This is a genomic window from Blastomonas ursincola (assembly GCF_013607875.1).
In the GTDB taxonomy this organism is placed as follows: domain Bacteria; phylum Pseudomonadota; class Alphaproteobacteria; order Sphingomonadales; family Sphingomonadaceae; genus Blastomonas; species Blastomonas ursincola.
The window spans coordinates 1-470 of the sequence record NZ_VDES01000010.1; the positions used below are offsets into that span (position 1 = coordinate 1).

1 protein-coding gene is annotated in these 470 nt (G+C 63.8%); it reads left to right on the plus strand.

Going from position 1 to position 470, the window contains the following annotated elements; all coding sequences use genetic code 11:
• The coding region (locus tag FG486_RS18025) for an MBG-2 domain-containing protein (RefSeq protein ID WP_181268590.1) at nucleotides 1-470 on the plus strand (470 nt) is incomplete at both ends.

Genomic DNA, 470 nt, shown 5'->3' on the forward strand with positions numbered 1-470 from the left:
ACGATCGCGAGCAATGCCGGAACCTATGCGATCACCGGATCCGGCGCCACCGCGACCAATTACGATTTCAGCTATGTTCCGGGCACGCTGACGATCACCAAGGCGCTCCTGACGGTCACCGCGGACAATGCCACGCGCGAATACGGGCTGGCGAACCCCGCCTTCACCGGCAGCGTCACGGGCTTCCGCAATAGCGATAATGCGTCGGTCATCTCGGGGCTGGCCTATGGCAGCAGCGCGGTGCTGAATTCGGGCATCGGCAGCTATGCGATCACGGGTTCGGGTGCCACCGCCACGAACTACGATTTCAGCTATGTCCCTGGCACGCTCACGATCACCAGGGCGTTGCTTACGGTGACCGCCGACAATGCAACGCGGGAGTACGGCCTCGCCAATCCGGCGTTCACCGGCACGATCAGCGGCCTGCGTGCGGGCGATACCGCCAGCGTGGTTTCGGGCCTGGCTTATGG